The organism is Variovorax sp. YR750 (assembly GCF_900109805.1).
Lineage (GTDB): Bacteria > Pseudomonadota > Gammaproteobacteria > Burkholderiales > Burkholderiaceae_C > Variovorax > Variovorax gossypii.
On record NZ_FOBJ01000008.1, the window covers coordinates 230,990 to 255,353 of the forward strand.

The 24,364-nt window shown below is 68.4% G+C and carries 25 protein-coding genes; 9 read left to right on the top strand and 16 right to left on the bottom strand.

The features are described 5' to 3' along the window. Nucleotides 1-10 precede the first annotated feature (10 nt). From BMY35_RS18295 to BMY35_RS18315, 5 genes are read right to left on the bottom strand one after another with little or no spacing between them, the layout of a single operon-like run. Complete coding sequence (locus tag BMY35_RS18295) at nucleotides 11-1,030, bottom strand: tripartite tricarboxylate transporter substrate binding protein BugD (protein WP_093201918.1); 1,020 nt, start codon at nucleotides 1,028-1,030, stop codon at nucleotides 11-13. A gap of 30 nt (nucleotides 1,031-1,060) precedes the next feature. Further along, on the bottom strand, nucleotides 1,061-1,915 hold the full coding sequence (locus tag BMY35_RS18300; RefSeq protein ID WP_093201920.1) for an HpcH/HpaI aldolase/citrate lyase family protein: 855 nt from the start codon (nucleotides 1,913-1,915) through the stop codon (nucleotides 1,061-1,063). Then, nucleotides 1,912-3,093, bottom strand: a complete 1,182-nt coding sequence (locus BMY35_RS18305; protein WP_093201924.1) for a CaiB/BaiF CoA transferase family protein — start codon at nucleotides 3,091-3,093, stop codon at nucleotides 1,912-1,914. Before BMY35_RS18305 ends, BMY35_RS18300 begins: the two co-directional genes overlap by 4 nt. A gap of 18 nt (nucleotides 3,094-3,111) precedes the next feature. Further along, complete coding sequence (locus BMY35_RS18310) at nucleotides 3,112-4,017, bottom strand: HTD2 family dehydratase (protein ID WP_093201927.1); 906 nt, start codon at nucleotides 4,015-4,017, stop codon at nucleotides 3,112-3,114. Nucleotides 4,018-4,034: 17 nt separating this feature from the next. Then, nucleotides 4,035-5,012, bottom strand: coding sequence for a tripartite tricarboxylate transporter substrate binding protein (locus BMY35_RS18315; RefSeq protein ID WP_093201929.1), 978 nt, complete (start codon nucleotides 5,010-5,012; stop codon nucleotides 4,035-4,037). 121 nt (nucleotides 5,013-5,133) lie between these two features. Between BMY35_RS18315 and BMY35_RS18320 the strand changes: the two genes are divergently transcribed. Continuing rightward, nucleotides 5,134-6,048 (top strand): LysR family transcriptional regulator, encoded by a 915-nt coding sequence (locus BMY35_RS18320; RefSeq protein WP_093201932.1) that lies wholly within the window; start codon nucleotides 5,134-5,136, stop codon nucleotides 6,046-6,048. A 455-nt stretch (nucleotides 6,049-6,503) separates the two neighbouring features. On the opposite strand, the gene BMY35_RS18325 is transcribed toward BMY35_RS18320, so the two are convergent. From BMY35_RS18325 to yghU, 3 genes are read right to left on the bottom strand one after another with little or no spacing between them, the layout of a single operon-like run. Next, nucleotides 6,504-6,917: a hypothetical protein gene (locus tag BMY35_RS18325; protein ID WP_143080702.1), complete on the bottom strand. Its 414-nt coding sequence runs from the start codon at nucleotides 6,915-6,917 to the stop codon at nucleotides 6,504-6,506. A 9-nt stretch (nucleotides 6,918-6,926) separates the two neighbouring features. Further along, nucleotides 6,927-7,517, bottom strand: coding sequence for an NADPH-dependent FMN reductase (locus tag BMY35_RS18330; protein WP_093201937.1), 591 nt, complete (start codon nucleotides 7,515-7,517; stop codon nucleotides 6,927-6,929). Nucleotides 7,518-7,526: 9 nt separating this feature from the next. Then, entirely contained in the window at nucleotides 7,527-8,408 is an 882-nt protein-coding gene (gene yghU / locus BMY35_RS18335; protein WP_093201940.1) for a glutathione-dependent disulfide-bond oxidoreductase, read from the bottom strand. Nucleotides 8,409-8,436: 28 nt separating this feature from the next. On the opposite strand from yghU, the gene BMY35_RS18340 reads away from it, so the two are divergent. After that, nucleotides 8,437-9,081: a glutathione S-transferase family protein gene (locus tag BMY35_RS18340; protein ID WP_093201942.1), complete on the top strand. Its 645-nt coding sequence runs from the start codon at nucleotides 8,437-8,439 to the stop codon at nucleotides 9,079-9,081. A 51-nt stretch (nucleotides 9,082-9,132) separates the two neighbouring features. Here the strand turns inward: BMY35_RS18340 and BMY35_RS18345 are convergent, their stop codons facing one another. Together BMY35_RS18345 and phaC are read right to left on the bottom strand one after the other, a co-directional pair. After that, entirely contained in the window at nucleotides 9,133-10,311 is a 1,179-nt protein-coding gene (locus tag BMY35_RS18345) for an acetyl-CoA C-acetyltransferase (protein WP_093201945.1), read from the bottom strand. Nucleotides 10,312-10,372: 61 nt separating this feature from the next. Then, nucleotides 10,373-12,124, bottom strand: coding sequence for a class I poly(R)-hydroxyalkanoic acid synthase (phaC, locus tag BMY35_RS18350; protein WP_093201947.1), 1,752 nt, complete (start codon nucleotides 12,122-12,124; stop codon nucleotides 10,373-10,375). Between the two features lie 113 nt (nucleotides 12,125-12,237). Between phaC and BMY35_RS18355 the strand changes: the two genes are divergently transcribed. Next, a complete protein-coding gene (locus BMY35_RS18355; RefSeq protein ID WP_093202228.1) occupies nucleotides 12,238-12,546 on the top strand; it encodes a hypothetical protein in 309 nt (102 codons plus the stop codon). On the opposite strand, the gene pgeF is transcribed toward BMY35_RS18355, so the two are convergent. The 3 genes from pgeF to BMY35_RS18370 are packed head-to-tail and all read right to left on the bottom strand — an operon-like array spanning nucleotide 12,478 to nucleotide 14,844. Next, nucleotides 12,478-13,236, bottom strand: a complete 759-nt coding sequence (pgeF, locus tag BMY35_RS18360) for a peptidoglycan editing factor PgeF (RefSeq protein ID WP_093201950.1) — start codon at nucleotides 13,234-13,236, stop codon at nucleotides 12,478-12,480. The genes BMY35_RS18355 and pgeF overlap by 69 nt on opposite strands. Before the next feature lie 5 nt (nucleotides 13,237-13,241). After that, nucleotides 13,242-13,880 carry a maleylacetoacetate isomerase gene (gene maiA, locus BMY35_RS18365; RefSeq protein WP_093201952.1) on the bottom strand — a complete coding sequence of 213 codons (639 nt, stop codon included), beginning with the start codon at nucleotides 13,878-13,880 and terminating at the stop codon, nucleotides 13,242-13,244. A 37-nt stretch (nucleotides 13,881-13,917) separates the two neighbouring features. Then, on the bottom strand, nucleotides 13,918-14,844 hold the full coding sequence (locus BMY35_RS18370) for a tetratricopeptide repeat protein (RefSeq protein WP_093201955.1): 927 nt from the start codon (nucleotides 14,842-14,844) through the stop codon (nucleotides 13,918-13,920). A gap of 119 nt (nucleotides 14,845-14,963) precedes the next feature. On the opposite strand from BMY35_RS18370, the gene BMY35_RS18375 reads away from it, so the two are divergent. From BMY35_RS18375 to BMY35_RS18390, 4 genes are all read left to right on the top strand, one after another. After that, on the top strand, nucleotides 14,964-15,665 hold the full coding sequence (locus BMY35_RS18375; RefSeq protein WP_093201958.1) for a fumarylacetoacetate hydrolase family protein: 702 nt from the start codon (nucleotides 14,964-14,966) through the stop codon (nucleotides 15,663-15,665). Nucleotides 15,666-15,682: 17 nt separating this feature from the next. Next, the gene (locus BMY35_RS18380) at nucleotides 15,683-16,234 is read left to right on the top strand and encodes an NUDIX hydrolase (protein ID WP_093201960.1); all 552 of its coding nucleotides are present in this window, start codon (nucleotides 15,683-15,685) and stop codon (nucleotides 16,232-16,234) included. Between the two features lie 8 nt (nucleotides 16,235-16,242). Then, nucleotides 16,243-16,731, top strand: coding sequence for a CreA family protein (locus BMY35_RS18385; protein ID WP_093201963.1), 489 nt, complete (start codon nucleotides 16,243-16,245; stop codon nucleotides 16,729-16,731). Nucleotides 16,732-16,904: 173 nt separating this feature from the next. Continuing rightward, the gene (locus BMY35_RS18390; RefSeq protein ID WP_093201965.1) at nucleotides 16,905-17,417 is read left to right on the top strand and encodes a murein hydrolase activator EnvC family protein; all 513 of its coding nucleotides are present in this window, start codon (nucleotides 16,905-16,907) and stop codon (nucleotides 17,415-17,417) included. A gap of 137 nt (nucleotides 17,418-17,554) precedes the next feature. On the opposite strand, the gene BMY35_RS18395 is transcribed toward BMY35_RS18390, so the two are convergent. The 3 genes from BMY35_RS18395 to BMY35_RS18405 all read right to left on the bottom strand — a co-directional run bounded on the left by BMY35_RS18395 (nucleotide 17,555) and on the right by BMY35_RS18405 (nucleotide 21,508). Beyond that, complete coding sequence (locus BMY35_RS18395) at nucleotides 17,555-19,474, bottom strand: hypothetical protein (RefSeq protein ID WP_143080703.1); 1,920 nt, start codon at nucleotides 19,472-19,474, stop codon at nucleotides 17,555-17,557. A 121-nt stretch (nucleotides 19,475-19,595) separates the two neighbouring features. Then, the gene (locus tag BMY35_RS18400; RefSeq protein ID WP_143080704.1) at nucleotides 19,596-21,224 is read right to left on the bottom strand and encodes a phospholipase D family protein; all 1,629 of its coding nucleotides are present in this window, start codon (nucleotides 21,222-21,224) and stop codon (nucleotides 19,596-19,598) included. Nucleotides 21,225-21,337: 113 nt separating this feature from the next. Beyond that, a complete protein-coding gene (locus tag BMY35_RS18405) occupies nucleotides 21,338-21,508 on the bottom strand; it encodes a hypothetical protein (protein WP_240652046.1) in 171 nt (56 codons plus the stop codon). A gap of 281 nt (nucleotides 21,509-21,789) precedes the next feature. Here BMY35_RS18405 and alkB point away from each other — a divergent pair, with 281 nt between their 5' ends. Beyond that, a complete protein-coding gene (gene alkB, locus BMY35_RS18410; protein WP_093201973.1) occupies nucleotides 21,790-22,488 on the top strand; it encodes a DNA oxidative demethylase AlkB in 699 nt (232 codons plus the stop codon). A 5-nt stretch (nucleotides 22,489-22,493) separates the two neighbouring features. Beyond that, nucleotides 22,494-24,353: an ABC transporter ATP-binding protein gene (locus BMY35_RS18415; protein ID WP_093201975.1), complete on the top strand. Its 1,860-nt coding sequence runs from the start codon at nucleotides 22,494-22,496 to the stop codon at nucleotides 24,351-24,353. The last annotated feature ends 11 nt before the right edge of the window (nucleotides 24,354-24,364 follow it).

Genomic DNA, 24,364 nt, shown 5'->3' on the forward strand with positions numbered 1-24,364 from the left:
AAGGAAAAGATCAGTCCGCCTGCACGCCCGCCGCGCGGATCACCTTGCCCCACTTGGCGACCTCCGCCGTCAGATGCGTACGCAGGCTCTCCGGGGTCTGCTTTTCCACCGGCACGATCTCCGAGCTGAGTTCGGCCAGGCGGTGCTTCACCATGTCGTCCTGCAGCCCGGCGCGCAAGGCAGCGTTGAGCTTCTCGATCACCGCGGGCGGCGTGCCCTTGGGCGCATAGATGCCGTGCCACACCCTCACGTCGAAGCCCTTGAGCCCCTGCTCGTCGAGCGTCGGGATGTTCGGCATGCTCGACAGCCGCTGCGGCGTGGTCACGCCGAACACCTTCACCCGGTTGCCGTCCTTGATGACCGGCGCGGTCTGCGTGGTCTGGTCGCACAGCAGGTCGACCTGCCCGCCCATCAGGTCGTTGAGCGCCGGCCCCGCACCCTTGTAGGGCACCGTGGTCAGCTGCACCCCGATCTGGTTCATGAAGAGCAGACCGCACAGCTGCGACACCGCGCCCACGCCCGCGTTGGCCAGCGTGACCTTGTCCTTGTTGGCCTTCACGTAGGCCAGCAGCTCCTGGTAGTTGTTGGCCGGGAAGTCCTTGCGCGACAGCAGCGTCATCGGCACGTCCAGCACCTGGCCGACGTATTCGAAGTCCTTCAGCGGGTCGTAGTTGAGCTTCTTGTAGAGCGCGGGCGCGGTGGCCATGCCCATGTGATGGATCAGGATGGTGTAGCCGTTGGGCGCCGCCTTGGCCACCCGCGCGGGCGCGATGGTGCCGCCCGCGCCCACGGTGTTCTCGACGATCACCGGCTGGCCCAGCGACTTGCCCATGGGAATGGCCAGCATGCGCGCCACCACGTCGGTCGGACCGCCGGCCGAGTACGGCACGACCATCGTCACCGGCTTGTCGGGCCATGCGGCCTGCGCCGATGCCGGCGCCTGGAAGGCGAGCAGGCAGGCGCCCGCGGACGCGGCGATCAGGGTCTTGAGTTTCCAGGTCTTCTTCGTTGCTCTCGTTGCTCTCGTCACTTGCTTGTCTCCTTTGTGGTTTGTCTCTGTTCAGGGTTGTTCTTCGAGCGCGAGCAGGCGTTCGGCCAGCCGCACCACCGGCGCATCGACCATGCGCCCGTCGAGGCTCACGACACCGCCGCCGGCCGCGCGTATGGCCTCGACCACGCGGCGGGCCCACGCCAGCTCCTGCGCCGTGGGGCCGAGCGCCGCATGGACCGGCGCGACCTGGTCAGGGTGGATGCACAGCTTGGCGCCGAAGCCGCCGCGCCGTGCGCGCGCGGTGTCCGCCGCCAGCCGGGCGGCGTCGCGCCAGTCGGGTGTCACGCCGTCGATGGGCGCGGCAAGGCCGGCGCGGCGCGTGGCCAGCAGCAGTGCGAGGCGCACCGGCACCAGTTCGGCCTCGTCGGCGTCGCAGGCCAGGCCCAGGTCGGCCTGGAAATCCAGGTTGCCGAAAGCCAGGCGCAGCACCTGCGGGGCGGCGGCGAGTTCGTCGACGGCAGCAAGGCCAACGGCCGATTCGATCAGCGGCACCAGCACGGCCGACGGCCCCGCTGCGGCAGCCAGCCGAGAGAGATCGGCCGCGCGCTCCGCCTTGGGCAGCACGATGCCGGCGATCAGCCCCTGCGCGACGAGCGCCCCGACCTGCGCGCGATCGTCGTCGTGCCACGGCGTGCCGGCCGCGTTGATGCGCACCAGCAGCCGTCGCCGGTCTTCGGCGGGCAGCGCGGCGAACGAAGATGCCAGTTGCTCGCGCGCCGACGCCTTGCGCTCGGGCGCGACGGCGTCTTCCAGATCGACGATCACGCCGCCCGCCCCGGTTGCGAGCGCGCGCGCATGGCGCTCCGGCCGGTCGGCGGGCACGAAGAGAAAGGCGCGTGCCAGCGAAAGCGGCGGCGCGCTCACACCGCCCTCGCCTCGCGCAGCGCCGCGATGTCCGCCTCGCTGCGCCCGAGGCTGCGCAGGATGGCGTCGGTGTGCTCGCCGACCGCCGGGATCGGGTCCATGCGGTAGTCGAAAGCGCTCTGGCGTCCGGCAGGCAGCAGGGCCGGTATGTCACCCGCGGGCGAGCCCACCTGCCGCCAGCGCTCGCGCGCCTGCAGCTGCGGATGCGCCCACAGGCCGGCCATGTCGTTCATGCGGGCGTTGGCGATCTGCGCGGTGTCGAGCCGCTCCAGCACCTGTGCCGTGCTCAGCGCGCCGAAGGTCTCGAGGATGATGGCGCGCAGCGTCTCGCGGTTCTCGTTGCGCCGCGCGTTGCTGTCGAAGCGCGGGTCGGCGGCGAGCCCCGCCTGCAGCAGCACCTTTTCGCAGAAGGTGCGCCACTCGCGCTCGTTCTGCAGGCCCAGCATCACGGTGCCGCCGTCGCCCGCGGGGAACGGGCCGTACGGGTAGATGGTCGCGTGCGACGCGGCGCTGCGCGGCGGCGGCGGCGCGCCGTCGTAGGCGTAGTACATCGGGTAGCCCATCCACTCGGCGAGCGATTCGAGCATCGACACGTCGATGTGCGAGCCCTTGCCCGTCTTGCCGCGCTGGAGCAGCGCCGCGAGGATGCCGGTGTACGCATACATGCCGGCCGCGATGTCGGCGATGGAGTTGCCCGACTTGCAGGGCTCGTCCGGCGTGCCCGTCACCGAAAGAAAGCCCGCCTCGCTCTGGATCAGCAGGTCGTAGGCCTTCTTGTCGCGGTACGGGCCGTCCTCGCCGTAGCCCGAGATGTCGCAGACGATGAGCCTCGGGTGCCTGGCCTGCAGCGCCTGCGCGCCCAGCCCCATGCGCGCGGCGGCGCCGGGCGCGAGATTCTGCACCAGCACGTCGGCATCGGCCAGCAACTCCTGCAGCACGGCGAGCGCGGCGGGCTGCTTGAGATCGAGCGTGAGGCTTTCCTTCGAGCGGTTCACCCACACGAAATGCGAGGCCTCGCCGCCGACGCGGGCGTCGTAGGCGCGCGCGAAGTCACCCACCTCGGGGCGCTCCACCTTGATGACGCGCGCGCCGAGGTCTGCGAGCTGGCGCGTGCAGAACGGCGCGGCGATGGCGTGCTCGAGCGAGATGACGGTGATGCCGTCCAGGGGTCTTGTCATGTGTTCCTCCTTCCCCGCTCAGGCCAGCACGGCCGCGGCCTGCATGGTGAGCCAGCCGTCGGCGTCCTCGCCCCAGAGGCTGAATGTCTTGCCGTCCACACTTCCCTCGGCGGGCTTGCCGTGCACGCGGAACGGCGCGATGTCGAAGGTCGGCCGCACCGCGCGGAACTCGAAGCGCGCGAGTTGCGCGCCCTGCACGTTGCGGCGCAGCAGGTCGACCAGCAGCGTGGCGATCAGCGGGCCGTGCACGATCAGGCCCGGGTAGCCCTCGACCTGCGTGACGTAGCGGCGGTCGTAGTGGATGCGGTGGCCGTTGAAGGTGAGCGCCGAGTAGCGGAAGAGCAGCACGTCGTCGGGCGCGATGTCGCGGCTGAAGGTGGCGTCCTTCGGCGCTGGCGTGGGCGGCGGGCCCGCTTCGCCAGGTTGCGCCGCAGCGCGGTAGACGATGTCGTGCTCCTCGGTGAGCGCGAGGCCACGTTCGTTGCGCACCTCGTGGCGCACCAGCACGAACACCAGCTCGCCGGTGCGGCCCGCCTTGTGCGTGACCGAAACGATGCGCGAGGTGCGCTCCACCTTGTCGCCGACCTGCAGCGGATTGCCCGGCTCCCACGCGAGCCGCCCGCCCGCCCACATGCGACGCGGCAGCGGCACCGGCGGCAGGAAGCCGCCGCGCCTGGCATGACCGTCCTCGCCGATCTCGGACTGGCGGTGGTGCGGCAGGAAGTAGAGCCAGTGCCACAGCTCAGGCAGGCGCGTGCCGGCCTGCGGCGGCGCGTCGTCGCGGTCGAGCGTGGCGGAAAGCGCGCGCACGGGCGCGGCGGTGATGTCGTCGGCCAGCGTTTCGCTGCGGCCCTGCCAGGCCTGCAGCTTCGCCAGCGCCTCGCCGTCGATCGCGGGAGATGAAGTCTGTGTGTCGTTGCTCATGGATTCCTGTTCGTCATTCAGTCGACGGCCGCGCCGGAGGCCTTGACGATCCGCGCCCACTTGGCGAGGTCGTCGTGCAGCAGCGCCGAGAACTGCTCGGGGGTGGTCGGCGCGGCGATCTCCACGCCCTGCTGGTCCAGCTTGTCGCGCAGGTCCTTCGAGGCCAGCGCCTTGCGCGTGGCGTCCTGCAGCGTGGCGAGCACGTCGGCCGGCACGCCCGCGGGAGCGAAGAGGCCGATCCACAGCGTGCCGTTGTAGCCGGGCACGGCCTCGGCGATGGTGGGCACGTCGGGCAGCACGGGAGAGCGTTTCTCGCCGCTGACCGCCAGCGCGCGCAGCTTGCCGGCCTTGATGTGCGACAGCGCCGAAGGCAGGCTCGCGAACACGATGGGCAGCTGTCCGCCCAGCACGTCGTTGAGCGCCGGTGCCACGCCCTTGTACGGCACGTGCTGCATCGAGATGCCGGCCATGCTGTTGAGCATTTCGCCGAGCAGGTGATTGAGCGTGCCGTTGCCGGCCGAGGCGTACTGGTAGTTCGCGCCCTTGGCCCGCGCGAGCTTCAGGAACTCGGCGAGGTTCTTTGCCGGGAACGAAGGGTTGACCAGCAGCACGTTGGGCACCGCGCCGACGAGGCCGACGGGCTTGAAGTCCTTCTCGGGGTCGAAGCCCGGGTTCTTGTACAGCGCCGGGTTGATGGCCTGGCTGCTGCTGATGGTCATGAGCAGCGTGTAGCCGTCCTTCGGGCCCTTGGCCACCAGTTGAGTGCCGATGTTGCCGCCCGCGCCGGGGCGGTTGTCGACCACCACGCTGGCGTTGTTCATCACCTCGCCGAGCTTCTGGCCCACGAGGCGGCCGACGATGTCGTTGGTGCCGCCGGCAGCCTGGGGCACGACGAGCGTGACGGGGCGCGAGGGATAGCCTTGCGCGAGCGCGGGGCCCGCCGGAAGCACGAACGCGGCCGCCAGCGACAGCAGCGCCAATGCGCGGAATTTCATGTGTCTTGTCTCCATGGCCCGCATGGTCTGCCGCCCTACCCTCGCGCGCAATCTGCCATTTCGGAACCCAGCCTTCCGCATTTCCGAAGGCTGCGGGCATCCCGCGGCCTACCATCGCCCGATGCTCTTCGACCTCACCGACCTGCGCCTCTTCGTCGCCACGGCCGAGCTCGGCAACCTCACGCGGGCGGCCGAGCGCCAGCACATGTCGCTGGCCGCCGCCAGCGCGCGCATCAAGGCGCTGGAAACGCAGGCCGGCCTGCAACTCCTTCAGCGCGAGGCCCGGGGCGTGCGGCTGCTGCCGCCGGGCGAAGCCTTCCTGCATCACGCGCGCCTCGTGCTCCACCAGACGGAGCAGTTGCGCGCCGACCTGCTCGAGTACGGCGGCGGCCTGCGTGGACACCTGCGCGTGTTCGCCAACACCACGGCGGTAACCGACTTCCTGCCCGAGATCCTGCCGGGCTTCCTGGCGCGCAACCCGCGCATCAACGTCGACCTTCAGGAAAAACCGAATGCTCAGATCCCGCGCGGCGTGCTCGACGGCCGCGCCGACATCGGCATCGTCGCCGGCCGCGTCGACACGCTGGGGCTGGAAGCCATCCACTTCAGCACCGACCGGCTGGTGCTCGCCACCTCGCGCAAACATCGCTTCGCCAAGCGCAAGAAGATCTCTTTCGCCGAGACGCTGGACGAGGACGCCATCGGCATGCAACAGGGCAGCACGCTGCAGACCTTCCTGGCGCAGATCACCGACAACCTCGGCAAGCGGCAGAAGCTGCGCATCCAGCTCGGCAGCTTCGACGCCATGTGCCGGATGATCGGCAACGGCGTGGGCATCGGCGTGGTGCCGGAGTCGGCGGCGCGGCGCAACCAGGAAAGCATGCAGCTCGCGCTCATCGATCTCGCCGACGCCTGGTGCGTGCGGGAGCGATACCTGCTGGTGCGCGACCGGGCCGCGCTGCCGATCTATGCGCAGGCGCTGGTCGACACGCTGTGCCGGCACTACGCCGAGCAGCAGGCTTCGTCAGAAAGCTGAATGCGGCACCGTAAAAACAGCAACTTGCGCGCGAATGCTGAACAACCCGCTCCCGTCCCCATTTTCCGTGGACAACTTTGGGGGTAACTCATGAGGAGCCTTGTAAAACGAATGCAAGTCGTTGTTTTACAAGGGTATTCCTTAGTTTGCTCAAAATTTGGGCGGTGAACAACTTTGGCCGCCAAAACCGCTTCACCGAGCCCTCAAACAGCCTCCAGGCCTAGTTTTTCACGGTTTCCCGTGAGCGAAAAACGCTATCGGATCAGCCACTTGCGACTGGAATGTGGAAAAGCCGGCTTCTTCCCCATTTTCAGTGCACAACTTTGGGGATAACTCATGCGGAGCCTTGTAAAAGGAACGCAAGTCATTGTTTTATAAAGGCATTCCACACTTTGCCCAAATTTTGAGCGGTGAACAAGATGCCGCTGGCAGCAGGTGCCGGTGGCAAAAATCTGCTAGCGCAGGGAATAGACGCCGTTCGCCCAGAACGCGCCGGCGGCAGTCTGGAGCGAGACCGTCACTTTCCTGTTCTGCGGATCGACCTGCACTTCGCCGCCCGTGACCGGTACGACGACAGAAGGGAACGGACTTTTATCAGTGAGGACGATCTGCCCCGCTTCATAGCGCGCAGCCACGACCGGCTTTTCAGGCAGGCGAATCGACAGCGACGCGACCTCCCCGTACAGGAAGCCACCGTGACCGGAGATCGCCCACTTTCCGGTGGGCGCCTTCAATGAAATCAGGTGAACCGGCTCCCTGCCCGCGCGGCAGCTGCAATCGAACGTGGCATACCGCGTCGGAAAGGAAACGCAACCCGACAGCAGGAACAGGAACACGAGAGCGGCGACGAACGACCGGCGCGCACTCACGGCCATCGATCAGTACGGGGGCGCCTTGCGCGCACGCTGCGCACGCGCCGCCTCGGTCCACCAGGCGAGGTCGTCGGCGAACCGCCCGAACGAACGCTGCAGCGATTCGCCGGCAGGCCCCGTCGGCTTGCCTGCCGCGTCCAGCGTCTGCGAGATCGGCCCGACGGCCAGCGTGCTCGACACCACGACCATGCCCATCTCCGACAGGATCGAATGCCACACCGTGCCCGAGCGCACGCCCGAGAAGCGTCCCGCCGAATAGCTCGCGATGGCCGCGGGGCGCCAGAACCACTCCTCGAGGAAGTGGTCGGTGAGGTTCTTCAGGCCGGGCTGCGGGCCCCAGTTGTATTCGCCGGTGACGAAGACGAAGGCGTCGGCCGTGCGGATCTTCTCGGCCAGGGCTTCCATCGCCGCCGGCGCGGTGCCCTTCGGATATTCCTTGTACATGCGGTCGAGCATGGGCAGGTCGACCGCCTTCGCGTCGATCAGCTCCGCGTCGTCGCCGCGTTCGCGCAAGCCGGCGACGATGTAGTCCGCCAGGCGCACGCCCATGCGGTCGGAGCGGTAAGAACCGTAGAAGACCAGGATCCTGTCGCTCATGGCTGCACCCTATTTCTGTTCTGCTTCGAGCTTGTCCTGCGTGCGGGTGCCGAAGTCACTCGCGTCGTGGCGCTCGTGCAGCTGGCTCGAAGGCTGCCCCCAGGTGCGGTTGACCATGCGGCCGCGCTGCACTGCCGGCCGCTTCGCGATCTCGTCGGCCCAGCGCACCACGTTCTTGTATTCGCCTACCTGGAGGAACTCGCCCGCCTCGTAGAGCTGCCCCTTGGCGAGCGCGCCGTACCAGGGCCAGACGGCGATGTCGGCGATGGTGTATTCATCGCCCGCCAGATAGCGGCTTTCGGCCAGGCGGCGGTCGAGCACGTCGAGCTGGCGCTTGGTTTCCATCGCGAAGCGGTCGATGGCGTATTCGATCTTCGTGGGCGCGTAGGCATAGAAGTGCCCGAAGCCGCCGCCCAGGTAAGGCGCGCTGCCCATCTGCCAGAACAGCCACGACAGGCACTCGGCGCGCGCCGCCCGCTCGGTCGGCAGGAATGCGTTGCCGAACTTCTCGGCCAGGTACTGCAGGATCGCGGCCGACTCGAACACGCGGATCGGCGCGTCGCCGCTGCGGTCCATCAGCGCGGGGATCTTGGAGTTCGGGTTCACCGCCACGAAGCCGCTGCCGAACTGGTCGCCTTCGTTGATGCGGATCAGCCAGGCGTCGTACTCGGCGCCCGCGTGGCCCAGCGCCAGCAGTTCCTCGAGCATCACCGTCACCTTCACGCCGTTGGGCGTTGCCAGCGAATAGAGTTGCAGCGGATGCCTGCCTACCGGCAGATCCTTCTCATGCGTGGCGCCCGCGATCGGACGGTTGATGTTCGCGAAGCGCCCGCCGCTTTGCTTGTTCCATGACCAGACGGTGGGCGGCGTGTAGGCTGTCGTGCCATTCATGCGATGAGTTCCAGGAGTTGAACGGACGATGATCATTCTCTACGACTGCGCCACCGCACCCAGCCCGCGGCGCGCGCGCATCCTGCTTGCCGAGAAGGGCATTTCGCACGAGACCGTGCAGGTCGACCTCGCTCGTGGTGAGCAGATGGGCGACGCCTACCGGGCGATCAATCCGCAATGCACCGTGCCGGCACTGCGCACGGACGAAGAAGACGGCCTGCTGCTGACCGACAACGCCGCCATCGCGGCCTGGGTGGAGGCCCGATACCCGCAGCCGCCGCTGATGGGCGTCACGCCACGGGAAAAGGCGGAGATCGCCAGCTGGAACTGGCGCATCGAATTCGAAGGCCTGCTGGCCATCGCCGAGACGCTGCGCAACAGCTCCCCCGCCATGGCCGACCGCGCGCTGCCCGGACCGGTGAACTACGCCCAGATCCCCGAGCTCGCGCAGCGCGGGCAGGCACGAATCCAGCATTTCTTCGAGACGTTGAACGAACGGCTGGCCGGCCGAGATTTCATCGCCACCGACCGGTTCAGCATTGCCGACATCACCGCCGTGGTGGCGGTGGATTTCGCCCGCGTGGTGCGGGTCAAGCCCGGGGAGCAGCACCTCGAGTTGCTGCGCTGGCGCGCGGCGATGGCGCAGCGGCCGTCGATGGCGATGGCGCGCTGAGCCGGCGACGACGGCGCGCCGGGCGCCGTCATCGGAACGACGGGACGACGATCAGCGTTCGATCGTCAGCGCCACGCCCATGCCCCCGCCGATGCACAGCGAGGCGATGCCCTTCTTGGCGTTCTGGCGCTGCATTTCGTGCAGCAGCGTCACCAGGATGCGGCAGCCCGATGCGCCGATGGGGTGGCCGATGGCGATAGCGCCGCCGTTGACGTTCACCTTGTTGATGTCCCAGCCCATTTCCTTGTTCACGGCGCAGGCCTGCGCGGCGAAGGCTTCGTTGATCTCGAGCAGGTCGAGGTCGGCGGCCTTCCAGCCGGCGCGCTGCAGCGCCTTGGTCGAGGCGGGCACGGGGCCCATGCCCATGATGGCGGGGTCGAGGCCGGCGGTGGCGTAGCTGGCGATGCGGCCCAGCGGCTTCAGGCCGAGGGCTGCTGCCTTCTTGGCCGTCATCACCATCACGGCGGCGGCGCCGTCGTTCAGGCCCGAGGCATTGCCCGCGGTCACGCCGCCGGCCTTGTCGAAGGCGGGACGCAGGCCGGCCAGGCCTTCGGCGCTGGTCTTGCGGTTGATGAATTCGTCGGTGTTGAAGACGACCGGGTCGCCCTTCTTCTGCGGAATGCTCACGCCGACGATCTCGTCCTTGAACTTGCCGGCGTCCTGCGCGGCGGCGGCCTTGGTCTGGCTGCCCAGCGCCAGCTCGTCCTGCGCGGAGCGGTCGATGCCGTACTTCTTGGCCACGTTCTCGGCGGTGATGCCCATGTGGTACTGGTTGTAGACGTCCCACAGGCCGTCGACGATCATGGTGTCGACCAGCTTCCAGTCGCCCATGCGCTGGCCGTTGCGCGAGTTGGGCAGCACGTGCGGTGCGGCGCTCATGTTTTCCTGGCCGCCGGCGATCACGATCTCGCTGTCGCCCGTGGCCACGGCCTGCGCCGCCAGCATCACGGCCTTCAGGCCCGAGCCGCACACGGCGTTGATGGTGAGCGCCGGGGTTTCCTTGGTGCCGCCGCTCTTCAGCCATGCCTGGCGCGCGGGGTTCTGGCCCGCGCCCGCTGCCAGCACCTGGCCCATGATGGCCTCGCCGACCTGCTCGGCCGTGAGGTTGGCGCGTGCAATCACTTCCTTGATCACGATCGCACCCAGCTCCGTGGCCGGGATGCCGGCGAGCGAGCCGCCGAACTTGCCGACTGCCGTGCGGGCTGCCGAAACGATGACGATGTCTTCCATGAGGTTCTCCGTTGAAGTGATTTGAAACTCTGTTGCTACGGCCTTGCCGAGCCGAACTCCGTCAAGCCTTGGCCTTGACGTAGCGCCCCGGCGCCGGCTCGATGGCCTTGTAGGCCTTGCCGTTGCCGTACGCCCTGGGAGCGGGAATCTGTTTGCCCGCGTGCCCCTTGAGCCATTGTGCCCAGTCGGTCCACCAGCTGCCGGGATGCTCCTGCGCGCCGGTCAGCCATTCGGCCTGGGTCTTGGGGAACTTGCCGTCCTCGCGGATCCAGTGGCTGCGCTTCTTCTTGGCGGGCGGGTTGATCACGCCGGCGATGTGGCCCGAAGCGCCCATCACGAAGCGCTTCTTGCCGGGCAGCAGCTGCGTGGAGGCATAGGCGCCGCCGATGGGCACGATGTGGTCTTCGCGCGAGCCGTAGATGTAGGCCGGGATGTCGATGTTGCCGAGGTCGATCTTCTCGCCGCAGACGGTGAGCGCGTTCGGCTTGGCAAGCTTGTTCTCGTGGTACGTGTTGCGCAGGTACCAGGCGTAGAACGGGCCCGGCAGGTTGGTGGCGTCGCTGTTCCAGTACAGCAGGTCGAAGGGCGGCGGGGTCTCGCCCTTCAGGTAGTTGCCGACCACGTAGTTCCACACCAGATCGTTGGGCCGCAGGAAGCTGAAGGTCGAGGCCAGGTCGCCACCGGGCAGCAGGCCGCCCTTGCCCAGCTGCATCTCGCGGTACTGCACCATCTGCTCGTCCACGAAGATGTCGAGGATGCCGGTGTCGCTGAAGTCGAGGAAGGTGGTCAGCAGCGTGACCGAGGCGGCCGGCTTCTCGCCGCGCGCCGCGAGCACGGCCAGCGCGGTGCTCAGGATGGTGCCGCCCACGCAGAAGCCGAGCGCGTTGATCTGCTTGCTCCCCGTGATCTCCTGCACCGTGTGGATCGCCTTGATGGCGGCGTTCTCGATGTAGTCGTCCCAGGTGGCCTTGCTCATCGACTCGTCGGGGTTGCGCCAGCTCACCACGAACACGCGGTGGCCCTGCTCGTTCGCATAGCGGATCAACGAGTTCTCGGGCTGCAGGTCGAGGATGTAGAACTTGTTGATGCAAGGCGGCACCAGCAGGAAGGGCCGCTCATGCACCTTGGCGGTGAGCGGCTTGTATTCGAGCAGCTGGAAGAACTCGTTCTCGAACACCACGGCGCCCTCGGTGGTGGCCACGTTGCGCCCCACTTCGAAGGCGCTCTCGTCGGTCATGCTGAGGTGGCCCTGCCTGACGTCGTGCAGCAGGTTCTGGATGCCCTTGGCGATGCTCTCGCCCTGCGTGTCGATGGCCTTCTTCTGCGCCTCGGCGTTGAAGGCCAGCGAGTTGCTGGGCGCAGAGGCTGCCATCCATTGCTCGACGGCGAAGCGCAGTCGGGCCTTGGTCTTCTCGTCGGCCTCGATGGCCTCGGCCATGCTCAGCATGGTGCGGCCGTTGAGCAGGTACACGGCTGCCGAGAAGGCCGAAAGCGGATTGCGGCCCCAGGCATCGGCGGCGAAGCGCTTGTCGCCCTCGGGCTTCGCATCGAAGCCCTGGCGCCATAGCTCTGTGGCCTCGGCAAGGTACTGCTGCTGGATGGACTGGAGTTTTTCGGGATCGATGGAGAAACGGGGCAGCTCGGGCATCTTCATGCCCTGGGGCAGTTCCCATAGCGGCGTGCCGCCGACATTGAAGGCCGAAGCCCCCTGTGCGGCGGACTGCTGGAACGATTCCAGCGCCTTGCTCCACCCTTCCGAAAGTGCCTGCTGGAAGGGCGCGAACGCATCGGCCCCCGTGGCTTGTTGCTTCATCATGTCTCCTGGTCCTCGCCTGAAACGGTACGGATGGCTTGCGTGTTTTGAGTATGCTGCATTCAAAGGGCCCTCACAACGCCGCCCTCCTCACTTACCAACTGAAACTTTCCGTGTTTATCCATCTGATCGTCATCGGCTGGTTGTATGTCGCCTTGATGATGGCCGTGGCCGAGGCCACCAACACCACAGGCACCGTGCTGGGCGCCATCTTCACATTTCTTTTGTACGGTTTGGCGCCGGTCGCACTGGTGGTTTACCTGATGGGCACTCCCGCACGGCGCCGAGCGATCAAGCAGCGCGAACTCGAGGCTCAGGAAGCCGCGAGGCGCGCGGCGGCCGAGGCTGCGGGCTCAGACCTTCCAGACCAGGGCGGCGAAGCGTCCGCTGACGCCGTCGCGCCGGTGCGAAAAGAACCTTGAAGCGTCGGTGACGGTGCACCACGGGTCACTGCCGTCGTTGCCGTACGCCGCCCCGATGCCCGCGGCTTGCAGCCGCTGCCGCGCCAGCGCCGGCAGGTCGGCCAGCCATTTGCCTTGCGCCGGCGCGGGCCGGAAGCAGGATGCGGCTTCGGGTGAATGCGCCTCGAAGGCTGCCTTGACCTCCGGCCCCACCTCGAAGGCCTTGGGACCGATGCAGGGGCCAAGCCAGGCAATGACACGCGAACCGCCCTCGGCCTCGAAGGCCTTCGCGGTCTGCTCGAGCACCCCGCCCGCCAGTCCGCGCCAGCCGGCATGCGCTGCCGCCACGCGGTGGCCGGCTTCGTCGGTGAAGAGCACGGGAAGACAGTCGGCCACCATGATCGTGCAGGCCAGGCCAGGGGCAGTGGCGGTGCAGGCATCGGCCGCGGTGCCGTCGCGCACCATGTCCTGCGCGGCATCGAGCGCGACGACGCCCGTGCCGTGAACCTGCTGCAGGAAGACCGGACGCGCGCCGACGGCAGTACGCAAACGGTTCCGGTTCTCCGCCACATGCGCGGGCTCGTCGCCCACGTGGTCGCCGAGGTTGAAGCTGCGGTAGCGCCCCGTGGAAACACCGCCCTCGCGCGTGGTGCACACGGCCCGCACGTTCGGCGGCGCGGGCCACTCGGGCACAAGCCAGCGTGCATCCATGGGCTTCAGGCTTCCGCGTCGGGCGCCTGCGAAGGCTGGGCGCGCTGGAAGGCGTCGTGCTCCATGCAGGCCTCGAAGGCGGCCATGGTGCGCGGCAGGCCGCTGAAGTCGCAGTCGAAGCGGCGGCCGTTGAAGATCTGCGGCACCAGGCAGCAGTCGGCCATGGTGGGCGTGTCGCCCCAGCAGTAGGTACCGGCGGGGTACTGCGCGAGCTGGCGCTCGAAGGCCATCAGGCCGTCGCGCACCCAGTGGCGATACCAGGCGTTCTTGGCGTCCTCGTCGAGCTTCAGGTCCTTCACGAGGTACTTGAGCACGCGCAGGTTGTTGAGCGGGTGGATCTCGCAGGCGATCGACTGCGCCAGCGCGCGCACATGGGCGCGGCCCACCGGGTCGCTGGGCAATAGCGGCGGCTCGGGATGCACTTCGTCGAGGTATTCGATGATGGCCATGGACTGCGAGAAGCGCTCGCCCTCGTCCTCGAGCAGCGGCACGAGCCTGTCGGCGGAGATGGAGGCGAAGGGGCCGGTACGGTGGTCGCCGCGCGCGATGTGCACGGGGATGTATTCGAAGTCGAGGCCCTTCAGGTTGAGGGCGATACGCACGCGGAACGAGGCGGAGGAGCGGAAGTAGTTATGCAGCTTCATGATTTCGCAAGCATAGCGCTCCCTCCATGGCGCAGCGTCACGAGCGGGCTATCGCCACCAGCACGCAGCGGAAGTCCAGCAGCGCGGCCTTCGGCGAGGTGGTGGCGATGGCATCCCGCCATTCGTCGAGGACGCGGCGTGCGGCTTCCTCCTGGCGGGCGGCGATGCCGATGCGCCATGGCCCCAGGGTGCCGGGCTCCTCGCCCTCGCCGTGGTTGTGCCGGCCCTCGCCGTAAGGGCGCCCCTCGGAACAGGCGCGGCAGAGTACCTGCATGCTGGTGGTCCAGTTCTCGGCGCTCGCGTCGGCGGCCTCGAAGCGCCGGACCAGCGCCTCGATGTCTTCCTTCGTCGCGTCCTCGACCATGACCTCGTAGGTCGAGTAGTCGGAAGGAGCGATCAGCTCGAGCGCGTCGAACACCGGCACCTCGCGCTCGCCTCGCAGGCGGTAGCCGTTGGCCGCGCCGTCGTGCAGCACGAGGTCGCCGTAGCGGTGGCCGCTGTCGGGCGTGGGCACGTTGCGCAGGATGGCCCGTGCCGGGTCGATGCGGTCGGCCCACACCACTTCACTGGCCTCGTCGCCGTGCACGCGGATGGGCGTGAGCCCGATGAAGAGGTCGACCGGCCCCTCGCCGTCCGGCACCTTGATGCCGTACTGCCGCCAGGCGCTGCGGGCGGCGTCCCAGTCTCCCAGCGCCGTGGCCGCGATGCCGAGGTTCCAGATCGCGCCCTCGTTGCGCGGATCGCACTGCACGGCCCGGGCATTGGCCTGCAGCGAGGCGGCCCAGTCGCCTCGGTACTTGTGGATGAGGCCGATGTTGTACCAGGGGGCCGACCAGTTCGGCAGCACCGCGCCGGCCTGGGCATAGGCCTCCAGCGCGCCGTCCTGGTCGCCCTCGTCGTCGAGGCGGCGACCTAGTTCGTTGAGCGCGTTGGCCTTGCCGGCCTTGCCGATTCGGATGGGCATGGTGGGAAATGAGGGGAATGGAGAAGGAATACGCTGCTCGGGCCGTCTATTGTGAGCCTCGCGCCTCTGGCACACTGCCGGTTTCCCGCCCAGGTTTCGTTGAAAAAGGACACGTCTCAATGGCTTCCGAGTTCGTCTTCGCCCCGTCCCCCGCCGTCTCGGTGCCGGTGGCCGGCCAGTCCGCCCGCTTTCCGGTGCACCGCATCTACTGCGTGGGCCGCAACTACGAAGATCACGCCAAGGAAATGGGCTTCACCGGCCGCGAGCCGCCCTTCTTCTTCATGAAGCCCGCCGACGCGCTGGTGGTGGTCGACGCGGGCCAGACCGGCACCATGGCCTACCCCTCGCTCACGAAGAACCTGCACCACGAGATCGAACTCGTGGTCGCCATCGGCACCGGCGGCAAGAACATCGCCGCGGCCGACGCGCACAAGCACATCTACGGCTACGCGGTCGGCCTCGACATGACGCGCCGCGACCTGCAGAACGACATGAAGAAGCAGGGCCGCCCCTGGGACATCGGCAAGGGCTTCGAGCAGAGCGCGCCCATCGGCCCGATCGTGCCCGTGGCGCAGGCCGGCAACGCCGAGAAGGCCGAGATCTCGCTGCAGGTCAACGGCACCGACCGCCAGCGCAGCAACGTGAGCAAGCTGATCTGGAACGTTGCCGAGACCATCGAGCACCTGTCGGCCGCCTGGGAGCTGCAGCCCGGCGACCTGATCTACACCGGCACGCCCGAAGGCGTGGCCGCCGTGGTGGCCGGCGACACGCTCGTGGGCGAGGTCGCGGGCCTGCCCAAGCTGACCGTCAAGGTCGTCTGAAGACGGCGGTCGGTTTCATGCTCCTGCGCGTACCCATCAAGCATTGCAAGAACTGCGGCACCGCGGTGGTCTACCGCGTGCCGGACGACGGCGACACCAAGCAGCGCGCCGTCTGCCCGGCCTGCCACACCATCCACTACGAGAACCCGCTGAACGTGGTCGGCACCATCCCCGTCCTGGGCGACAAGGTGCTGCTGTGCAAGCGCAACATCGAGCCGCGCTGGGGCAAATGGACGCTGCCGGCCGGCTTCATGGAACTCGAGGAGACCACGGCGCAAGGCGCGGCCCGCGAGACCGACGAGGAGGCCGGCGCGAACTTCGAGATCGAGGGCCTGTTCTCGGTGATCAGCGTGGTTCGCGTGGGCCAGGTGCACCTGTTCTACCGCGCGCGCCTGCTCGACGACAAGTTCGACCCGGGCCACGAGACCATCGAGGCGCGCCTCTTCACCGAGGAAGAAATTCCCTGGGACGAGATCGCCTTCCGCACGGTGCGCGAGACGCTCGAGCACTACTTCGAGGACCGGCGGCGCGGCAGCTTCGACCGCGTGCACGAGCTCAGCATCGTTTGACGAAATCCATGAACAAGACACTTCGCGCCACCCTCTTGTGCGGCGCCAGCCTCGGCTTCGCGCTGGCGGCAGCGGCGGCCAGGGCCGAAACCGTGGGCGACGTCGACACCGCCTTCAAGCTCATCGGCCCCGACCACAAGATCGTGATCGAGGCCTACGACGATCCCAAGGTCAACGGCGTGACCTGCTATGTCTCGCGCGCCAAGACCGGCGGGCTGGCCGGCGCCTTCGGCGTGGCCGAGGACAAGGCCGAAGCCTCCATCGCCTGCCGCCAGGTCGGCCCGGTGAGCATCACGCAGCCGCTGCCCAAGCGCGAGGAGGTCTACAGCGAGCGGCTGTCGGTGCTCTTCAAGCGCCTGCGCGTGGTGCGCATGGTGGATGCCAAGCGCAACACGCTGGTCTACCTGACCTACTCCGACCTGCTGATCGACGGCTCGCCCAAGAACAGCGTGACGGCGGTGCCCATCGACCGCGGCACGCCCATTCCGCTCAAGTAGTGCCATCCGGCCATCCGGGGCAGGCAATGCCCCGGATGCCCGATGCCCTCTTCACAGCCGGTTGCTCTTTCGCGCAGCGCCGGCGCGGCGGTTTGCTAGCATCGCCCGCGTGGCGCGCCCCGGCGTGCCGGTTTGCAGGAACCCTCCGCAACGAACCCGTTCGAACAGAGCCCATGCACCTTCAGACTTTTGTTTTACGCACCGGCGCCATGGCGCTGCTCGCCGCGGGCCTCGCGGCCTGCTCCACCGTCGACCTCAACACGCCCTGGCCGGCGCCCCCGGCGGCCAAGCCACCGGTGCAGCAGCGCCCGGCGGCGCTGTTCATCCGTCCCGCGAACGGCCCGACCATCGCCCGCTTCGACGGCGACCGCGTCAAGGGCATCGACATCGCCGGCAACCTCGGCGACCCCGTTGTCGCCTCGGCCGACGGCCGCGTGGTGTATGTGGGCGGCGAACTGCCGGCCTACGGCAACATGGTCATCGTCAAGCACAACGAGACCTTCCTCACGGCCTATGCGCACGTGCAGACCATCCTGGTGAAGGAAAACGCCGTCGTCCGCCAAGGCGACAAGATCGCTGAGATGGGCCGCAGCAACGCCGACCGCGTGAAGCTGCGCTTCGAGATCCGCAAGAACGGCAGCCCGGTCGATCCCGAGCCGTATCTCAGCGGTCGCCTGATGCAGTAACGGCCGACGGGCCGACGGCCCGGCCGCACTCGCCGCCGATGAAAAAGCCCCCTTCCGGGGGCTTTTGTTTTTCTTCCGCTTTTCCAGGGCGCCCGAATAACGGACGCCCTGCCTCCCTTCCTCCCTGTATCAGTCGGTCATTCGGCCGTGGTGTTGTCGCGAAGCACGATCTCGCGCCAGTTGCTGTCGTAGGTGCTGACGAACATGTTCCTGTAGTAGACCGAGCCCTGCGCAGGCAGGTTGAAGGTCTTCGATGCCGTGCCCGTTGCCGAGGGAGCGACATCGGCCCGGTCTGTCGCACCGGCCGAGGGGCCCGCCATCAGGTTCAGGAAGAACTGCGCGGCGAAGCCCGGGTTCAGGCCGGTGGCGCTGATAGCGAAATCGCTCCCGCCCACATAGGACGACAGGGCCGGCGTGGTCGAGAAGGCCGGGTAGCTGACCGCGGCGGTTTCGGCCAGCGTCAGCGGACGGCCATGGAAGCGGTGCCTGTAGATGATGTCGAAGCCGTTGAACTTGGCCACCGTCGTGCCGTCGCTCTCGTACGCGGTGAAGGTGTATTCGGGCGTGGCGGGAAGCGCCGCGATCGCGCTGTCGCCCAGGCCGGCGTTCGGCAGGCCGGCGCAGTTCGAGGTCAGGTAGTAGTAGTTGTAGGTCGACGAGCCATCGATCGGCCACGCGCCACCACCCGAAGGACGCACGTGGCGCAGGCCGCCCGCGGGCAGGCCCGGGCCGGTGACGACCACCGACGCGACGTTGCCGCTGTTGGAGGTGTTCGTGTCCTGGATCTCGAACTGCAGCGAGCTGCTCACGCAACCCGTCGCCTTCTCCTTGGTGGCGTGCATGTGCGGATTGATGTCCAGCACGCGCCCGTCGCCGCGCAGGCGCCACGCACCGTCCGTGCCCTTCACGATCTGCATGCCCTGCGTGTTGCTGAAGGCGATGCCGTTCTTGTCCTTGTGCGTGAACTCGACGTAGGCGCGCGGGCTCGTGTTGTTCGCGTCGATGGTGTAGTTGATGCGCTGGATCACCACGTCGGTGAAGCTCGCGCCCACGAGGCTGGTGTCGGTCGCCGTCTCGTTGGCGAACTGCGAGGCGCTGAGGTCGGAGAACCTGAAGCCGTAGGTGCCGGTGACGGGATTGGTGCCGTCGGTCATCAGCGACAGCAGCTGCGACGGCGCGGGCAGCCCGGTGGCGAACTTGCCCACGAAGTCCGCGAGCACCTTGCGGATCGCCACGATGTCGTCGGCCGCGGTGTCCATGCCGGAGCCGCTCATCGGCGCGGCGGCGGGCTCGGCCGCGGCCTTCACCGCCAGGTCGTCGGAGATCTGCTGCTGGGTGACGATGTTGGTGATGGTCGCCACGTTGGTGGCCGGGTCGACGCTCACGCGCAGCACGTCCAGCGCCTTGTCCAGCGCGCTCGACAGCGGCGTGAAGGCGGTGCGCAGCAGGTCGATGCTGGCGTCCACGCCCATGGCCTGCAGCACCGGCAGCAGCTTGGCCTTGAGCGCGTCGGACTCGGCCTTGAGCTCGTCGGCCGAGAGCGAGGCGAACTCGCCACCGTCGAAATACTGCGAGGCCAGCCGGCCGGCGATGTTGGCCACCACCAGGTCGGTCAGCGGCGTGATGTTGATGGTGCCGTTGACGTCCGCCGCGGTCGCGGCCGAATGGATCACCACGCGCTCGCCGGCCACCGTGCCCTCGGCGCGGAAGACGAAAGGTGCGGTCATGCCGCTCACGTCGATCTTGTAGTTGCCGTCGACCAGCGGTTCGGTCTTGGTCGCGCCCTTGGCGTCCTTGACCGTGACGGTACCCACCAGCGGCAAACCGGAGGCCGCCGTGCCCGAAAACGTAACAGGCGCCGACGCGGCCGGCGGATCGCTGGCCGGCGGGTTGCTGCTACCGCCCGCGGCCGGAAAACCGGCGAAGCCGCCGCCTCCGCCACCACCGCCGCCGCCACAGGCACCGAGCGAGATCAGGAGCGCCACCGCGCACGCGCAGCGCGTCGTCTTGAAGAAGGACCGGCCGGAGGCCGCTGGGGTCGCGAAGTTTGTATTCATGGATGGTCTTGTCTAGTGAAGGGGCAAACAAAAGAATCAACTCGTAACACGAGCGTTGCGATTCTTCTGGAGCCCCCTCCTGTCGACCATCCTCTGTTTTGAGGATGCGGGACGTGCCCGCCTAAAGCAGGCTCTCGGGTACCAGCGGCGCGAGCAGTTCGAGCTTCCACCTCGACCAGAAGTCCGTTTCGGGCTCCCGGTGCAGGATGGTGTCGGCCGCGTCGCCCGAGGCCGGGCTCACCCACTCGATGGCGCCCGTCGGGCCCAGCTGCAGCTGGTAGGCGCCGTCCAGCCGTATGAAGCCGATCAGGCTGGTGAGCTGCTGGGCGATCTGCGGGCTGAAGATGAAGATGCCGATCTCGGTGTTGTGCAGCATCGAGCGCGGGTCGAAGTTCATCGAGCCGATGAAGACGATCTTGCGGTCGATCACCGCCGACTTGCCGTGCAGCCGGCCGCTGGCCGAGCCGTACATGCCGAAGCGCTTCGTCTGCTCCACCCGCTTGGGGCTCAGCTCGTACAGCTCCACGCCCAGGCGCAGCATCTGCGAGCGGTAGCGGCGGTAGCCGATGTGCACCAGCGACTCGTCGGTGGCCGCCAGCGAATTGGTGACGATGGTGTAGCTCACGCCGTTGCCGCGCACGATTCGGATCGTCTCCATGCCGCCGCGCCCCGGAATCAGGTAGGGCGTGGTCTGCATGATCTCGTTCTCGGCGCCGCGCAAGTAGCGCTGCACGTTGTAGAGCACGCTGTCCTTCGACTCGTCGGCCGGCAGGCCGCGCGCCTCGTCGGTCGCTCCCAGCGCCTTGGCGGGCGGATCGGCGTACGCCTCGGCGCGCGCCCAGATCAGCTTCAGCGCGCCGGCGTCGAGGTCCTTGGCCAGCGGGTTGTTGCCCAGCAGGTCGGTGGACCCGGGCTCCTCGGGATGCAGCTGCTCGGGGCCGGTGGTCAGGCGATCGAAGCGATCGCGCAGCTGCCGCGGCGTCTCGCCGGTGGGCGGCACCAAAGACTCGATGGGATAGACGTACTGGCTGTTCCAGTACATGTCGAACAGCGAGGACAGCCTGGGCACCACCTCGCCGGCCACCAGCGTGTCGATGTCGATGAAGTTCGAGCCCCCGTCGCGCAGGAAATACTCGTTGGCCATGTTGCGCCCGCCCATCACGGCGATGGTGTTGTCCACCACGTAGAGCTTGTTGTGCATGCGGCGGTGCACGCGGTCGAAGTCCAGGATCGACCAGGCCCAGCGCGTGCCGAAGCGGTCGCGCCCGGCGGGAAACGGATTGAAGAGCCGCACCTCCACGTTCGGGTGCGAGGCGAAGCTGGTGAACAGCGGATCGGCGCCGGCGGTGTAGAGGTCGTCCACCAGCAGCCGCACGCGCACGCCCCGGTCGGCCGCGTCGCGCAGGGCACGCAGCAGGTAGCGGCCGGTCTCGTCGTTCTGCACGAGGTAGTACTGCACGTCGATGGAGCGCTGCGCCCGGCGCGCGAGCTCGATGCGCGCATGCAGCGAGAACTGCGGCATCGGCAGCAGCCTGAACCCGCTCAGCGGCTCGCCGGGCGGCGCCGCCGCCTTCACCAGGCGGCCGAGCGTGGTTTCGGTTCCGTCGGCGATGGCCGCCGAGGGCTTGCGCGGCACTTCCGCCGGCAGTCCGGCGCAGCCCGCCAGGCACAGGGCCGCGAGGCCGAGCAGCAGCCATGCGAGCCATCGGACATGCGGTTTGTCGGATGTCCGGCGGCAGGAATTCGGCATGGATGGCGGCGCGTGGGTTGGGTCGTGGGTCGGGCATGACCCGAAAAAGGCTCGCGGTTTCTACCACGAGCCCGGCCCATGTGCTGCGCCGCCGCACGAGATTCAAGGCCCCCTCAGGAGCGGCGCGACGGCCCCCATTGCCTGACGAAATGATCGGCCCGCAGCGTGGCCCGCTCGACCGCCGCGTCCCACGACAGCTGCTGGGTGATGACGAGCGCGCAGCGCGGAATGCCGCTGAAGCTCAGTTCGGCGATACCGGCGTAGGTGCCGCTGGGCGTACGCATGAGCTCGATCCAGCCCGTCCAGCCTTCTGGAACGCTGAGAGCGAGTCGAGCGCCGTCCATAGTGGATTCACCGTCACCCATTTGATACGTATTTTTCGGAATTTAAACCCTAAGCACTACTCATGGCCAGAGGGGTGACGAGGGTAAGGTCTGAACGGCCAAAGGGCATCACGCGAACATGGGAGGCACAGGCCCGTCTGCCGCCTCCAGGTAGCCCGCCGCCGGCCGAGGCCCGCGAGGCGGCTGCGGCTTTTCGGCAAGATCGGGGGGACATGAACAGGATGACGACGAACTCCAGGAATACCGGCAGCGGCGGCGGCCCGGCGGCGGCCACCACCCTTGCCCTGTTCGACGACCCGCCCCGCGCGGCGCGCGAGCCGCTGGGCACGGGCGCCTTCGTGCTGCCCGGCTTCGCCCTCCCCCTCGTTGAAGAACTGCTGCCCGCCATCCGCGCAGTGGAAGCGCAGGCGCCGTTCCGCCACCTGGTCACGCCCGGCGGCTTCACCATGTCGGTCGCGCTCACCAACTGCGGCGCGCTCGGCTGGACCAGCGACCGGCGCGGCTACCGCTACAGCGCCACCGATCCCGACAGCGGCAGGCCCTGGCCCGCCATGCCCGAAGCGCTCGCCCGGCTGGCGCGCGAAGCGGCTTCGGCGGCGGGCTTCGACGGCTTTGCGCCCGATGCCTGCCTGGTGAACCGCTACGCGCCCGGCGCGCGGCTGTCGCTGCACCAGGACAAGGACGAGCGCGACTACGGCGCGCCGATCGTCTCGGTGTCGCTCGGCATGCCCGCCGTGTTCCTGTTCGGCGGCCTCGCGCGTGGCGACAAGGCCGCGCGGGTGCCGCTGGCGCACGGCGACGTCGTGGTCTGGGGCGGCGAAGACCGGCTGCGCTACCACGGCGTGCTGCCGCTGAAGGACGAGCCGCATCCGCTGCTGGGCGCCATCCGCATCAATCTCACGTTCCGCAAGGCAGGCTGACACGCATGCAGGCTATCGACGACAAGAAGAAGGAAGAGAAGAAGAGCACGAACAGCACGAGTCCCGGCGCCGCCGTCCGCCAGCTCTACGCCGCGCTGTGGCACTTCGCGGCCGGCGCGCGTGCACAGCTGCTCTCGGCCACCGCGCTGCTCGCGGCCTCGCAGCTGATCCGCCTCACGCTGCCTTACCTCGCGGGCCAGGCCATCAACGCCCTGCAGCGCGGCGAGCTCGGCACGGCCGGCCGCTGGATCGCGGGGCTGGCCGGAGTGTACGTGGGCGCCTGGGCATTGCACGGGCCGGGCCGCATCCTCGAACGCAACGTGGGCGTGAAGGTGCGCGAGGCGCTGGCCGACCAGCTGTATGCGCGCATCGCCGCCGCGCCGCTGGCCTGGCACGAAGGCCATCACTCGGGCGAGCTGCAGCACCGCGTGCACCAGGCCAGCCGCGCGCTGTCGGACTTCGCGCAGAACCAGTTCATCTGGCTCACCAACGCCGTCAACTTCGTCGGGCCGCTGGTGGCGCTGGCGCTGCTGTCGCGCACCAGCGGCATGACCGCGCTCGCGGGCTACGTGCTGATCGGCCTGGTCATCGTGCGCATCGACCGCGCGCTCATGAAGCTCGCGCGCGCCGAGAACGACGCCGACCGCCGGTACGTGGCCGCCCTGCTCGACTTCCTGGGCAACGCCTCGACCGTGATCGGCCTGCGCCTGCAGGGTGCCTCGCGCCTGCTGCTGCGCCGCCGCATGGCCGCGATTTCGCTGCCGCTGAAGCGCGCCGTGGTGCTGAACGAAGGCAAGTGGTTCGCGGTCGACCTGATGGGGCTGGCGCTGACCTGGGGGCTGGTGGTGATCTACGTGTGGCAGGCCCGCGCGCCCGGGCAGGTCGTGATGCTGGGCGCCGTGTTCATGATCCACCAGTACGCGCAGCAGGCCGCCGGCGTGGTCACCTCGGTGGCCGCCAACTTCAGCTTCTTCGCGCGCATGCACACCGACTACGGCAGCGCCGGGCCGATCTGGCAGGCGCCCTCGGACAAGGAAGCGCTGGCCACGCCGCCCGGGCAGGTGCCGGCGCACGAGCGGATCGAGGCCGATGCCGCCTGGCGGCAGCTGGACATCCGGGCGCTGCAATGGTGCTACGCACCGCGCGGCGCGCCGATCGACGAAGCCGGCATCGCCGAGCCCGCCGTGCGCAGCGGCCTGCACGACGTGGCGCTGACGCTGCGCCGCGGCGAGCGCGTCGCCCTCGTCGGCCCGAGCGGCGGCGGCAAGAGCACGCTGTTGCGCGTACTGGCCGGACTCTACGCACCCGGCAGCGGCACGCTGCTGTTCGACGGCCGGCCTGCCGACTGGGCACGGCTGCGCCGGCTCGCCACGCTGATCCCGCAGGAAACCGAACTCTTCGAAGCCAGCGTGCGCGAGAACCTCGCCTTCGGACAGCCGCACGACGACGCGCTGCTGCAGGCCGCGCTGCACACCAGCACCTTCGACGAAGTGCTGAAGTCGAACGGCGGCGACCTCGACACCGCCGTGACCGAACGCGGCTTCAATCTTTCAGGCGGGCAGCGCCAGCGGCTGTGCCTCGCGCGCGGCGTGCTCACGGCACAAGGCAGTTCGCTGCTGCTGCTCGACGAACCGACCAGCGCGCTCGACGCGAACACCGAGGCCCGGGTGCTGGAACGCATCGCGGCCGCGTTCCCGGATGCCTGCCTGATCGCCTCGGTCCACAGGCTGAGCCTGCTCGAGCGCTTCGACACCGTGGTGCTGATGGAGGCCGGGCATGTGCTCGACCATGGGCCGTGCAAGGAGGTGCTGCAAAGGCAGCCGCTGCTGCAGCGGATGGCCTTGCCGGCCGGCGCGCAGGCCTGAGCGGAAAGCCG